A 12,644-nucleotide genomic window follows, 5' to 3' on the forward strand; every position below is an offset into this window, starting at 1 on the left:
TCAATGTATACCATTTTAGGTTATCTGTGGCAGTACATCACTAATCCTAAGGCAATCATTGCTTTGTCCTTATTTGTGGCGCTTATTTCTTCATATTCGTCGATTCCGCGTCATATCTTCTGGGCGCTGGCGGCGACTTATGCTTTGGGCCTGATTGTGTATGGGATTTACTGGTTGATCCAGCGAAAACGCCATGCGGAACAAGGTGAGGAACTTGCCAATGCGATTGAGCAGGACAGCAAGGCTGAGTACGGACAACAAAAAGATAAAGCCGAACTACAGCTAATCCAGCAGCAGATGAAAGAATCGATCCAGTTGATTCGCAAATCTAAACTGGGCGATAAAAAGGGCAATGCCGCTTTATACGAATTGCCTTGGTATATGGTGATTGGTAACCCGGCCGCAGGTAAGAGTTCGGCAATTTATAATTCTGGATTAAAGTTCCCATTTGAAGAAACCCATCAAAAGATGGTGTCTGCTGGGTTGAGCGGTACACGTAACTGTGACTGGTTCTTCTCAACAGAAGGGATCTTGCTCGATACCGCAGGCCGTTATTCGGTGTACTCGGAAGATCATTCTGAGTGGTTGGGTTTCTTAAATATCTTGAAGAAGAACCGTTCTAAGGCACCTGTGAATGGTCTGATCGTGATTGTCAGTATTGCTGAATTGATCAGCCAAAGTCCTGAAAACTCATTGAAACTAGCCAAGAATTTACGTGCCCGTATTCAGGATTTAACCGAGCGACTTGAAGTCGTTGTTCCGGTTTATCTGGTGTTCTCTAAAATGGACTTGATTGCAGGTTTTACCGAGTTCTTCGATTGTTATGAATCACAGGAATACAATCAGGCTTGGGGCGCAACGCTGCCGTATGAGCAAAACTCATCTCAGAATGCCGTCGAATTATTCGAAAAACATTACAGCATTCTTTACGATGGTCTCAAAAGCGTCAGCACCACGCATTTAAGCCGTCGTCATTCGCAAAATATTTCTCCAAGTGTGATGACATTCCCGCTGGAATTTAAAACCTTAAAACCTGCATTAAAAAGCTTTATCGGCACTTTGTTTGAAGATAACCCGTATCAGTTCCAACCTGTGTTCCGTGGTTTTTATTTCACCAGTGCTTTGCAGGAAGGCATTATTGAAAGTCCAATGACTGAAAATATTGCACAAGAGTTCCAGCTTCAGCAGATTCAGGCAAATGGTGAGGATGGCGTGAGTCCATCTCTTGCACCAAATCACGGCTATTTCTTACAAGGTCTATTCTCCAATGTTATTTTGCGAGATAAGGACTTGGTCAAACAGCATATTAATCCTGCGAAAAAGCGTCAGCGCTATATTGGATTTATTGCAGCGCTGGTCGGCGTTTCACTGGTCTTAGGCGTGTGGGTATGGTCATATCGCAATAACCAGCAATTGATTGCAGATGTGCAGGCTGATTTAGATAAAGTGGTGCATTTGGAAAAAGCCTCAGGTCAACAGCTTTCAACCCAGCTTGAAGCTTTACTGATCTTGCAGGAACGCTTGCAACAGCTGGATGAGTTCAACGATCATCGTCCACTCAAATTCAGCTTTGGTTTGTACCAAGGCAATCAGTTACGTGAGAGCTTAAAAGCAGAATACTTAAAAGGGATCAAGCAGATTGTTCTGACGCCGACCCAACAAAATATTGCTCAGTATTTGCAACGTGTAAAAAATAATGAAGCAACCCTGAAAGCCAACCACGTTAATGTGGAAATCAAACAGGTTGCCAAGACTCAACAATATCTGGAGCCTTCGGACAGTAATCCGCAAGATGCTTATAATGCATTAAAAGCCTACTTAATGATGAGCAATCCAGAATATATGGATAGCAGTCATTTAAGTGATCAGGTGTCGCGTTTCTGGCGTTCTTGGCTAGATGCTAACCGTGGTCAGATGCCGCGTGGCGAAATGATTCAGGATGCGGAAAAAATTCTTTCTTATGCCATGACATTGGCAAATCAGGAAGGTTTCCCTGTGCTTGAAACAGATGCGCAAGTGGTTGATCAAACACGTCAGGTACTGTTGTCAGTCATTCGTGGTATGCCAGCACGTGATCGTGTTTATAACGAAATCAAGATGCGTGCAGCAGTCCGTTTCCCTGCGGTGACAGTGGGACAGATCGTCGGTGAGCAAAACCGTTCAATTGTATTGGGCAGCTATGCATTACCAGGTGTGTTTACACAAAAAGCATGGGATGAATATGTTGAAAAGGCGATTGATGAAGCTGCGAATAAACCAACAGACAGTAAAGACTGGGTGTTGAATAGCCGTCAATCTGATGACTTAACTTTCTCGGGTAGCCCAGAGCAGATTCGCAAACAACTGGTTGCATTGTATAAGCAAGAATATGTGACAGAATGGAAGAAGTTCCTGAGCGGTATTTATTATGCTAAAGCCGATCAGTTTAGCCAGCAAGTCAAGACCATTGATATCCTGGGTGAACCACAAAACTCACCAATCCGTACGCTATTACAGCGTATCGCTATCGAGACCAATTGGGATAATCCGATTGTACAGGCTGAGCTTGCTGTACCTGAAAAAGGTTTTGTGGCTTGGTTCAAGCGTAAAGTATTGAACAATTCGGATGATAGAGCTGCTGCTCAAGCGGTGAATAGAGCACAAGGTGCGATTTCTCAAGAGTACCAGATGTTCTATCAATTGGTGCGTAAGCGCGATGATTTACAAGATAAATCTCTGTTTGATGAATACATGAATAATCTTGCGCAAGTACGCAGCAAGTTCAATGATCTGAAAACAGCAGGCGAGATTGGCCCAAGCGCGATGGCCTTGGTGAAACAAACCATCAATGACCAAACCTCAGTTTTCAACATCACTCAGAAATATGTGGATGAGAAAATGATGGTGGGTCTTAAAGATACCGATCAGCAGTTATTGCAAAAGCTGTTGATGGGACCGTTGACACAATCATTTGCCAGCTTGATTGCACCGACACAAGATGAGTTAAACAAATTGTGGGGCATTCAGGCGTATCAACCATTCAAAACCAATTTGAGCCAGAAGTATCCATTTAACTCAAGTGTGACTTTACAGGCAACCAGTAATGAAATTGGTCAGATCTTTGGTGAAACAGGTAGCATTGCACGCTTTGTCAAAGAAGCCTTAGATCCATTTGTGATTCGCCGTGGCTATGTGTTGACTTCTAAAACCTGGAAAGACTTGGGCATTAGTCTGAACCCGCAATTTGTGATGGCATTCCAGCAATATGTCGCACCAATCAATGGTATGGCGACTGGTAGTCTGGATCAGCCAGCCGCTGCACCTGTGTCAAATCAATCGAACTTCCAGTTCTATCCATTACCGAATCCACAGTACTTGTCGTATACCATTGATATCGATGGTCAGCGTATGGTGTTTGAAAATGGCATTCAGCAATGGGTGAACTTCGTATGGCCGAATCAGGGTGCGATTCCTGGTGCACGTATTACGGCAGTGGATCTTGAAGGTAAGACCCATACCATTTTCGAAGAACCAGGTGAATATGGTATTAACCGTTTGATCGATGCAGCACAGCGTAAAGAGCAAAATGGTAGCTTTGAAATGACATGGACCAGCAAAGCTGAACCATCGTTAACCTTAAAAGTGAACTTCCGTCTGATTAGTGGTAATAGCTCAGGCAATATCGGCTCAAGCCGTGGTTATGCTGGCCTGCAACTGGTAGATAAAGTGGTGACAGAGAAAGCGGTACGTGTGGTTTCTGCGCAGGCAACACCTGCGGGTGCTGCACCTAAACCACAACCAGCTGCACCTGCTCAGCCGGGGGTAACACCGTAATGTTAGGGACAATCACGGAACATCAGGAGGTGCTGGGATGCAACAAGTAAAGACGACACCTTTGTATTACGGAAAGACACCCGCGCGTGGTGACTTTCTAAAATCCAAAGGACAATATGCGTTGATTCAGGTGCTTGATCAATGGATCACAGAAGCACTTGAACATGCCATGCGCGCGCCTGACTTCAAACAACGTTATGAGTCTTTGCCTGCCTTGGATTTCTTTATCGCCAATCCTGCTGAGCCGATGTTTCTGGCCGCCAACCTGATTGCCAGTCAGGACAGCTCAGGGCGAGCATTTCCGATGGTGTTAAGCCAGCTACTGGAAGTTGAACAACCGTATCAGAATCTCTTGCTGGCGCCGTATTATTACAAGTCGGTATTGGTTGATCTGTTTCAGCGTAATCGGGTATTACGCAGTATCCGTGATACCAACATCATGCTGGAAAAGCTGAATAATCTGCCAAACACGGTTCAGTTATTTACGCCGACCGAATGTAATGGTTTCTATGAAAATCATACCATGCACTCATTTGCGCAATTGATGAAAATCAATGTCTATGAACTTGCACAAAGCATGATTGGTCTGGGGCTTTTACTGCAACCGATTTTAAAGAATGGCACCAGTCGCTTAAACAAGGTGTTAATCCTGCCGATCAATAATCATATGTATTGCTATGAAATTGCTGCCTTCTGGGTGGGCATGATTGGACGATTCTTAGGAATTAACAACACCGAAATCCTGATAGGCATCTTGCATCGTGAGGAACCGATTTTATTTATTGGTTTTCAGGGCGCAGATATCATGGCATTGAGTGATATCTTTACCCAGAATATGCAGAGTGAACACTGGGTTTCATTGATTCAGGCGCAATGGATCGATGCTTATCTGGAGCAAAATGCTGGCCTAGCTACACTCGAACAATCACTTTGTCAGCGTCAGATGAGCCTTAACCAAGGCTTAAAGCTATTTCGACAAACTTTTTTAGATGAATAAATATGAGAAATAATTCGAAATCTTTATGGGCTGGTTTGGTCTTTGGTTTAACCGTCTTCGGTCAAAGTGCAGTGCTCAATGCTGCTCCAATCGTCGTGGAAGGTGTGGTGCCGAATGATGCCAGCAAACAGGCAATTCTGGTCAAGATGCAGTCTGTTTATGGTGCAGATCAAGTGGTCGATAAAATACAGGTTCGTCCAGTTTCAGCGCCAAATGGATGGAGTGATTCCGTAACGCGTGTGATTACACCTGACTTGAAAAAGGTCAAGCAGGGGCAATTGCGTGTGAGAGGAACACAAGTTGAATTAACGGGAAAAATGACCGATCCTAATGATATTCAGCCGACCACCAATAATTTTCAGGCTTTAGTGCAGCAGCCATATCGTTTTAATGCACAGCTTTCTGTGAATCAGGCAGAGCAAAAAATTATCGATGATGCATTGAAAAACCGAATTATTGAATTTGAATCAGGCAGTGCAATCTTGACCGCGGCAGGACAACAGATTCTCGATGAAATGGCCGTGGCTTTAAATAAGGTTGGCGGCAAGAAAGTCAAAATTATTGGGCATACCGATAGCTCTGGTGATGCCAATAAAAATACGGTGTTAAGTCAGCAACGTGCTGCTGCGGTACAAAGTTATCTGGTCAGTAAAAGTATCGCTGCCGACCGTTTGAGTACAGAAGGTAAGGGTTCTAGCCAACCCGTTGCTGATAATGCAACAGCAGATGGACGTCGTAAAAACCGTCGAATTGAATTTGAAGTGCTTTAACCGTTTAAATACCTACATGCGAGGGATGTGATTATGGCAACACCCTATATTGTTGTTGGTTGTCCAACCACCGGCGGTGGACAAGTCATTAGTGGAAACAGTAGCTTTTTGATTGAGGGTATTCCGATTGCCTGTGTTGGTGACAAGGCGACCTGTCCAAAGCATAAAACGGTTGCTACGATTGTGGCGGGTGACCCAAATATGCAGGTGATGGGCAAAGCTGCAGCACGCGTGAATGATCCTTTATCATGTGGTTGCAAGTTGTTGCCGAAGCAGAGTTTGGCGGTTAGAGCTTAGCTCAGATTGAGCATGACTGTTGCTTCAATGGTTTCATAATTCTTATGCATCTTTTTCGGCATCATTCCTAAGATAACAACTCCTGTTATCTACTCAAGATAGACGACGTCTATTCAGCATCATTAATTTGATGTTTGAATAGACGTTTTTGTTTTTGCATCCAAAAATACTGATCACAACACATAAAGTTCGATGCTTGATGACGTTACAAACAGATGAATGAATAAGAAGAACAAGACTAGCGAATTGTTATTTTTAGTGTATCTTTATTAAGCGATATATTTTTGAAAACATATCGAAATTTGAGGACAGAATAATGTCAATAACGATGAAAAAGACCTATCAATACTGTGCAGTTTTAGCCATCAGTTTATTCATCCAAACGCATGCGTTTGCGGGGAATACCATCACTGTTTACGCAGCGGCCAGTTTGACCAATGCAGTGAATGAACTTGAGACCCTGTATGAGCAAAAAAATAAAACTGAAGTCAAAACCTCATATGCAGGTTCCTCAACCTTAGCCAAACAGATTGAAGCAGGCGCGCCAGCAAATGTATTTATGTCAGCTGATGTGCAATGGATGGATTATTTACAGAATAAACAGTTGGTTGCGCCAGCAGACCGTATCAATCTATTAGGCAATCGTTTAGTGGTGATTACACCTAAAGATCGTCCGATTAAATTAAAAATGGATAAAACTGTTGATCCAATCAAAGCCATTCAAGGCAAGCTCTGCACAGGCGATACCAAAAGTGTGCCTGTGGGAAAATATGCAAAACAGGCTTTAAGCTCACTCGGCTGGTGGGAGAAACTTGAACCACGACTGGTTGAAACCGAAGATGTACGTGCTGCGTTGAACTTTGTCGCACGTGGTGAATGTCAGGTTGGAATCGTTTATGCGACAGATGCTGCGATCAGCAAAGATGTCGTAGTTGCAGGAATCTTCCCTGAGAATACCCATCCACCGATTATCTATCCTGTGGGTCTGATCAAGAAAAATGCGGATTCAGTCAAATTCTACAAGTTTCTACAAAGTGGGCAGGCAAAGGCAGTATATAAAAAATATGGCTTTAGTGTATTGCAGTAACTGAATGATGATCTTGAGCCCTGAAGAAATCGAAGTATTGAAGCTGTCATGCAAAGTAGCGGCAGCATGTTTGCTGTTTAGCCTTATTCCAGCAACGCTGGTCGCTTGGGTTTTGGCGCGTAAAGAATTTTGGGGTAAATCACTGTTTGAGACGCTGGTGTATTTACCTTTGGTTTTACCGCCTGTAGTTCCGGGTTATTTATTACTGCAATTGTTTGGTAATCGAGGATTATTTGGACAATATCTTGCGCCACTTGGTTTGGAGTTTGCCTTTAACTGGAAGGGCGCTGTATTAGCCTCTGCGGTGATGGGTTTTCCATTGTTGGTGCAATCGATCCGACTGGCAATTGAACTGGTCGATCAACGCTTGGAAATGGCTGCGAAGACTTTGGGTGCTTCTTCCTTTGGCGCATTTATGCAGGTGACATTACCGTTGGCCAGTAGTGGGATTTTGGTGGGCGGGATTTTATGTTTTTGCCGAAGTTTAGGTGAGTTTGGAGCAACGATTACTTTTGTGGGGAATATTGCGGGTGAAACCCGTACTTTACCTTTGGCAATGTATAGTCTGATGCAACAACCTGATACTGAAGCAGCATTGTGGCGATTGATTATTTTGTCATTGTCGGTAGCGTTCTTCGCCTTGTGGTTTGCCCAGTGGTTTAACCGTTATCAGAAAAATAAGCGGGGTCACTCAGCATGATTGATTGTCATATCCAACTGCAACAAGGGCAATTTTGTCTGGATCAACGCTTTCAATCCGATCAGCCTGTAATCGGCTTATTTGGAGCTTCTGGTTCAGGAAAAACTACGATTTTACATAGCATTGCAGGTTTAATTCGGCCGCATTCTGGCTGGATTCGAGTTCAGGATCAGACGTGGTTTGATCACGTTCAGAGCGTTAATCTCAGCACGCAACAGCGTCGGGTCGGGCTCGTCTTTCAGGATGCACAGTTGTTCCCACATAAAAATGTTAAACAGAATTTACTGTTTGGTTTTAAGCATATTGCACCACAGTTACGCCAGTTTGAACTGGACTATATGATTGAGCTGCTCAAATTGGGACATTTGACTGAACGTATGCCAATTAAGCTGTCAGGAGGGGAAAAACAGCGAGTGGCTTTAGGGCGAGCTTTGCTGTATTCACCACAATTGTTGTTACTAGATGAGCCGCTTTCCGCACTGGATAGTGCACATAAAGCCGAGATCATTCCTTTTTTTCAACGTGTGAAAGAGGAGGTGAAAATACCGATGCTCTATGTCAGTCATGATCGGTCTGAAATCGAACAACTTACCGATGAAATCTGGCACTTATAAATAGCGTTGCAATAATGCAAGAAACTGTTGGACTTCCTCATCATTAACGTGATCAGCATCTTTAAGCACATGCTCTTTTAAATGCTGTTCAATCAGTTGATTCATTAGGCCATTCACGGCACCTTTAACCGCAGCGACTTGTTGCAAAACTTCGATACAGGAACTTTCAGGACTTGAAAGTGACCTTTCAACGGCATTGAGCTGTCCTTGAATCCGTTTAACCCGATTTAAAATTTTTTTATCATGATGCAGATGAGCCATACTTTTTTTTCCTAAAAAATATATACTGGGGTAGAGTATATTGGAAGCCTAGAATAAATGCAGCATACTAACCTAGAACGACGTCATTCTCATCAGTTTGATCAAGGAAATCCATTAGCACAAAAACGAATTTTAATCGCAACGATTTTGACCGCCATAATGATGGTACTGGAAATTCTGGGAGGCTGGTTTTTTAATTCCATGGCTTTACTTGCCGATGGCTGGCATATGAGTTCACACATGCTGGCGCTGGGGCTGGCCTATTTTGCTTATCGTATGGCGCGACATTATGCACAGGATCAGCGCTTTAGTTTTGGCACATGGAAAATTGAAATTCTGGCAGGCTATAGCAGTGCCATTTTGTTGATGGTCGTGGCCTTGTTGATGGGCATACAGTCTCTAGAACGTTTATTTAACCCGGTGACTATTCATTTTAATGAAGCGATTCCAATTGCAATAGTGGGTCTCGTTGTAAACTTAATTTGTGCATGGTTATTACATGACAGCGGTCACGATGATGACCATCACCATTCGCATAGCCACCATCATGAAGCGCATCATCATGGACATGACCATCATGATTTAAACCAAAAAGCAGCATTCCTGCATGTGGTTGCTGATGCGGTCACGTCAGTTCTGGCAATTATTGCTTTATTTGCAGCTAAGTATTTTGGCTGGAATTTTCTGGATGCTTTGCTCGGGATTGTCGGGGCATTGCTGGTTGCAAAATGGTCTTGGGGATTGATGCAGGAAACAGGAAAAACTTTACTGGATGCAGAAATGGGGCATCCCGTTGTCGAAGAAATTAAAGAAGTTATTGCACAGTTTCCACAGGTCGAAATCACGGATTTACATGTATGGAAGGTCGGTAAAGGGAAATTCTCTTGTATTCTAGGATTGGAAACCGTACTGGCTGATCTGACTCCTGATCAGGTTAAAGCTGGATTAGCGATTCATGAGGAAATCGTGCATGCCTCTATCGAGATCCATCATATTTAAACCGCAAGCATTGAGTAGATAACTTTACTCGATGCATTGAACTAAGTACCGATATATAAAATGAGGCCACAAAAGGCTGAGGCAAAAATCACATACAGGACATTGAGCTGAAATTTAAATAAGGCAATCAGCGCACCTACTGTAATCAAGGCTGCTTCGTAATTAAAAGGATGGTGAAAACCCTTTGGCCATAACACATGATAGCTAAAGAACAAGGCCAGATTTAAAATAACACCAACTACGGCCGCCGTAATTGCAGTGAGCGGAGCAGTAAATTTCAGTTCATTATGGGTCGATTCAATAATGGGCGCGCCCGCTAGAATAAAGACAAAGGAAAATAAAAAAGTAAACCAGGTGACAATTACGGCACCTATTGCACCTGCTAAAAATAGCTGATCATTACCTAATAATGCATGATTATAAGCCCCCAAGAAGCCTACGAAAGCCACCACCATAATCAGTGGGCCCGGGGTACTTTCGCCGAGTGCCAAACCATCAATCATTTGGGTCGGGCTGAGCCATCCATAATTATTGACAGCACCTTGATAGACATAGGGCAGAACCGCATAAGCACCGCCAAAAGTGAGTAAAGCCGCTTTGGTAAAGAACCATGCCATTTGCGTATAGCCATGTTGCCAACCGAGACTTAGGGTTAAAAGCGTAATTGGAATCAGCCAGAGCAAGGCTGCGATGACCACGATTTTTATCAGGTTTGACCAGCGAAAAATGGCATGTGCTGGTGTCGGCGTATCATCATCAATCAGTGCTGTGCCATAGTTTTTTTGGCTATTTTGATGCGCAGCTTGATGGGTAAATAAATCTGGTTTTTTCTTGCTCAGCAGGTAGCCTGCAAGCGCGGCAGCAAACACGATCAAAGGAAAAGGAATATTAAAAACAAAAATGGCAATAAAGGCCGAGGCTGCAATTAACCAAAGAAATGAATTTTTGAGCGTTCGGCTGCCTATGCGGTAAGTTGCATGAAATACAATGGCAGTAACCGCAGGTTTGATCCCATAAAACAGTCCTGCAATGATGGGCACGTCTCCAAATTGTACGTAAATCCATGACAGTGCAATCAGGATGAACAAAGAGGGCAGTACAAATAGAATTCCTGCAATCAAACCGCCTGTGGTTCGATGCATGAGCCAGCCGATATACGTCGCGAGTTGTTGTGCTTCGGGGCCGGGGAGTAACATGCAGTAATTCAGTGCATGCAAGAATCTTTTCTCAGAAATCCAGCGTTTTTGTTCCACCAGTTCCTGATGCATCACTGCAATTTGACCGGCAGGGCCACCAAAGCTAATAAATCCTAATTTCAACCAGAACAGAAAAGCTTGCCAGAAAGGAACTGATTGAATTGGGGGGACAGCATCTGGTGGTGGCATGCGAATTTCCAAAGTGTTTTTATTTTTATCCTTGTATGATAAAGGATGATTACAATTGAGCTTAGCTATTTTAGTGGCTTAATAATTCAAAATAATGAAAACACGCGATCTATAGATCGATTTCTTCACTTTCAATATGGATCTCAGCTACTCAATTCCTTTAAAAAAGCCCAAGGGAAAATCCCTTTATCGTGTCCATCATCAAAACAAATTTGAATCCCATACCCTTGGGAATAGATGGCTGTAATGGCAACATGATCTGGATATTCAATCTCTCTTTGCTGTAGGCGCTTGGCTCGGCAAAAACCACAAGGGCAACTGGCTCTGAGATGAGCATGGCTAAAATCCTTTGCTGTACCATCTTCCCAAGAGAGAAACAGACGTTGTTGTTCGATATCTACTTTAAGTTGACTCGGTTCAAGCTGCATTGAATTTCTCCTGAATGAGTGCCAATCCAATACGAATTGATTTGCGAACTTCGGGATCAGGATCTTCCGCATGCTGTAATAAAATATGCTGAGCTGATTCCCCACCTATTTCCCCTAAAGCAATCGCGACTTCTTTGCGTAAGTTACTGATGTCATGCTGGAAATTTTCTTGAAGTTTGGCAATCGCTGCTTTGGATTTGAGTAAACCCAAACTACGGCTCACAGCAATGCGAACTTGCCAATAAGTATCGTCGAGTTGTTGCAAAAGTGGTTGTTCTAATTCAATCACTTTTAATTTTCCGATGGTCAAGGCGGCTTCAACTCGGAGTTGCCATGCCTCAGCGATCAGAGAACGGTGTAAGGCAGATAAGATTTCGGGCGTTAACGTTTGGCTAGCCGCTAAAGCACCTGTGGCAATACGACGAATTTCGATATCCACATCATGCTGTGCGATCTGTGCCAGTGTTGCCAAGCCGTCCTGTTTCTGCAACCAGCTCAAGGTGCTGACCGCTTCTTTACGGACTAAAGGGTTGGCATGCTGAGCATATTTGAGAATGGCATCAAATAACGATTCAGCGCGCAACTCTTTAAGCGCTCTCAAGATAGACGCAATCACAAAGTCATCAGAATGCTGCAAATAGGTAGCCAGATGATGCGCAGATTCAGCATGTTTGATTTCACTAAGACTTTGCGCTGCTGCGGTACGTACATTTTCATGTTGATCACTCAGCGCTTGAGCCAACGTATGTAAAGAGATTGCATCTTCCCAACCTTCTAAACGGGTGGCTGCCAATTCACGTACTTTACTGGCGGGGTCATGTAAAACCGCATGCTGTAACCAAGGTAATAATGCCGTTTGTTCTTCATCTGCAATATTCATCAGTGCGACAAAGCGGATATTTTCATCGTCCCGATTCAGTTGAAAGAGATAATCCGCATAATCTTCATCAAGATCTGCAAGGCTTGGATAATTTAGGCTCATCTTTATTCTCCCCAAATCAGACTATTTGCCAAGTTATTAAATCTCATGCTGTTCCCCCTTATTTAAGTAAATATGGAATGTTGACCTGAATGGCATCGGTCGGGCAGTCCTTCTCGCATGGCATGCAATACCAACATTCATCAAACTGCATATAGGCTTTGTTGCTGTCTGGATGAATCGCCAATAAGTCCATCGGGCAAACATCCACACAGACGGTACAGCCTTTATCCGCAATACATTTGTCTTCATCCACCAACACAGGTGCAGCAGTGCGGTGGGCAATTTCTTTAAAAATAAAAGCCATGTGATGT

Annotated in this window: 13 protein-coding genes; 8 read left to right on the forward strand and 5 right to left on the reverse strand. The window is 43.5% G+C overall.

Going from position 1 to position 12,644, the window contains the following annotated elements; translation table 11 throughout:
• Positions 1–3 precede the first annotated feature (3 nt).
• The 7 genes from tssM to EC846_RS09780 all read left to right on the forward strand — a co-directional run bounded on the left by tssM (position 4) and on the right by EC846_RS09780 (position 8,278).
• Positions 4–3,813, forward strand: coding sequence for a type VI secretion system membrane subunit TssM (tssM, locus tag EC846_RS09750; protein WP_123775048.1), 3,810 nt, complete (start codon positions 4–6; stop codon positions 3,811–3,813).
• A 37-nt stretch (positions 3,814–3,850) separates the two neighbouring features.
• On the forward strand, positions 3,851–4,810 hold the full coding sequence (tagF, locus tag EC846_RS09755; RefSeq protein WP_005256630.1) for a type VI secretion system-associated protein TagF: 960 nt from the start codon (positions 3,851–3,853) through the stop codon (positions 4,808–4,810).
• Positions 4,811–4,812: 2 nt separating this feature from the next.
• Positions 4,813–5,580, forward strand: coding sequence for an OmpA family protein (locus EC846_RS09760; RefSeq protein ID WP_069577467.1), 768 nt, complete (start codon positions 4,813–4,815; stop codon positions 5,578–5,580).
• Positions 5,581–5,613: 33 nt separating this feature from the next.
• Positions 5,614–5,877 (forward strand): PAAR domain-containing protein, encoded by a 264-nt coding sequence (locus EC846_RS09765; protein ID WP_069577465.1) that lies wholly within the window; start codon positions 5,614–5,616, stop codon positions 5,875–5,877.
• A 316-nt stretch (positions 5,878–6,193) separates the two neighbouring features.
• Entirely contained in the window at positions 6,194–6,964 is a 771-nt protein-coding gene (gene modA, locus EC846_RS09770; protein ID WP_123775049.1) for a molybdate ABC transporter substrate-binding protein, read from the forward strand.
• A 4-nt stretch (positions 6,965–6,968) separates the two neighbouring features.
• Positions 6,969–7,664, forward strand: coding sequence for a molybdate ABC transporter permease subunit (modB, locus tag EC846_RS09775; RefSeq protein WP_032810506.1), 696 nt, complete (start codon positions 6,969–6,971; stop codon positions 7,662–7,664).
• Entirely contained in the window at positions 7,661–8,278 is a 618-nt protein-coding gene (locus tag EC846_RS09780; protein WP_123775050.1) for an ATP-binding cassette domain-containing protein, read from the forward strand. The genes modB and EC846_RS09780 overlap by 4 nt, the downstream gene beginning before the upstream one ends.
• On the opposite strand, the gene EC846_RS09785 is transcribed toward EC846_RS09780, so the two are convergent.
• Complete coding sequence (locus EC846_RS09785) at positions 8,273–8,539, reverse strand: metal/formaldehyde-sensitive transcriptional repressor (RefSeq protein ID WP_123775051.1); 267 nt, start codon at positions 8,537–8,539, stop codon at positions 8,273–8,275. The genes EC846_RS09780 and EC846_RS09785 overlap by 6 nt on opposite strands.
• A 57-nt stretch (positions 8,540–8,596) precedes the next feature.
• Here EC846_RS09785 and dmeF point away from each other — a divergent pair, with 57 nt between their 5' ends.
• The gene (dmeF, locus tag EC846_RS09790) at positions 8,597–9,538 is read left to right on the forward strand and encodes a CDF family Co(II)/Ni(II) efflux transporter DmeF (RefSeq protein WP_123775052.1); all 942 of its coding nucleotides are present in this window, start codon (positions 8,597–8,599) and stop codon (positions 9,536–9,538) included.
• A gap of 41 nt (positions 9,539–9,579) precedes the next feature.
• Here the strand turns inward: dmeF and chrA are convergent, their stop codons facing one another.
• The 4 genes from chrA to EC846_RS09810 form a co-directional block, all read right to left on the reverse strand.
• The gene (gene chrA / locus EC846_RS09795) at positions 9,580–10,923 is read right to left on the reverse strand and encodes a chromate efflux transporter (protein WP_123775053.1); all 1,344 of its coding nucleotides are present in this window, start codon (positions 10,921–10,923) and stop codon (positions 9,580–9,582) included.
• A gap of 143 nt (positions 10,924–11,066) precedes the next feature.
• Positions 11,067–11,351: a DUF971 domain-containing protein gene (locus EC846_RS09800; protein ID WP_123775054.1), complete on the reverse strand. Its 285-nt coding sequence runs from the start codon at positions 11,349–11,351 to the stop codon at positions 11,067–11,069.
• Positions 11,341–12,333: a HEAT repeat domain-containing protein gene (locus EC846_RS09805; protein ID WP_123775055.1), complete on the reverse strand. Its 993-nt coding sequence runs from the start codon at positions 12,331–12,333 to the stop codon at positions 11,341–11,343. The genes EC846_RS09800 and EC846_RS09805 overlap by 11 nt, the downstream gene beginning before the upstream one ends.
• Before the next feature lie 58 nt (positions 12,334–12,391).
• Positions 12,392–12,637 carry a 4Fe-4S dicluster domain-containing protein gene (locus tag EC846_RS09810; protein WP_123775056.1) on the reverse strand — a complete coding sequence of 82 codons (246 nt, stop codon included), beginning with the start codon at positions 12,635–12,637 and terminating at the stop codon, positions 12,392–12,394.
• Between the last annotated feature and the right edge of the window lie 7 nt (positions 12,638–12,644).

Origin of the sequence: Acinetobacter sp. BIGb0102 (assembly GCF_003815055.1) — a bacterium.
In the GTDB taxonomy this organism is placed as follows: Bacteria; Pseudomonadota; Gammaproteobacteria; order Pseudomonadales; family Moraxellaceae; genus Acinetobacter; species Acinetobacter vivianii.

What these genes read in the sequence shown, in the direction of transcription:
- dmeF (WP_123775052.1), top strand. Translation starts at nt 8,597, where the DNA reads ATGCAGCATACTAACCTAGAACGACGTCATTCTCATCAGTTTGATCAA.
- tagF (WP_005256630.1), top strand. Translation starts at nt 3,851, where the DNA reads ATGCAACAAGTAAAGACGACACCTTTGTATTACGGAAAGACACCCGCG.
- EC846_RS09765 (WP_069577465.1), top strand. Translation starts at nt 5,614, where the DNA reads ATGGCAACACCCTATATTGTTGTTGGTTGTCCAACCACCGGCGGTGGA.
- EC846_RS09760 (WP_069577467.1), top strand. Translation starts at nt 4,813, where the DNA reads ATGAGAAATAATTCGAAATCTTTATGGGCTGGTTTGGTCTTTGGTTTA.
- tssM (WP_123775048.1), top strand. Translation starts at nt 4, where the DNA reads ATGTATACCATTTTAGGTTATCTGTGGCAGTACATCACTAATCCTAAG.
- EC846_RS09805 (WP_123775055.1), bottom strand. Translation starts at nt 12,333, where the DNA reads ATGAGCCTAAATTATCCAAGCCTTGCAGATCTTGATGAAGATTATGCG.
- EC846_RS09800 (WP_123775054.1), bottom strand. Translation starts at nt 11,351, where the DNA reads ATGCAGCTTGAACCGAGTCAACTTAAAGTAGATATCGAACAACAACGT.
- EC846_RS09785 (WP_123775051.1), bottom strand. Translation starts at nt 8,539, where the DNA reads ATGGCTCATCTGCATCATGATAAAAAAATTTTAAATCGGGTTAAACGG.
- EC846_RS09780 (WP_123775050.1), top strand. Translation starts at nt 7,661, where the DNA reads ATGATTGATTGTCATATCCAACTGCAACAAGGGCAATTTTGTCTGGAT.
- EC846_RS09810 (WP_123775056.1), bottom strand. Translation starts at nt 12,637, where the DNA reads ATGGCTTTTATTTTTAAAGAAATTGCCCACCGCACTGCTGCACCTGTG.
- modA (WP_123775049.1), top strand. Translation starts at nt 6,194, where the DNA reads ATGTCAATAACGATGAAAAAGACCTATCAATACTGTGCAGTTTTAGCC.
- modB (WP_032810506.1), top strand. Translation starts at nt 6,969, where the DNA reads ATGATGATCTTGAGCCCTGAAGAAATCGAAGTATTGAAGCTGTCATGC.
- chrA (WP_123775053.1), bottom strand. Translation starts at nt 10,923, where the DNA reads ATGCCACCACCAGATGCTGTCCCCCCAATTCAATCAGTTCCTTTCTGG.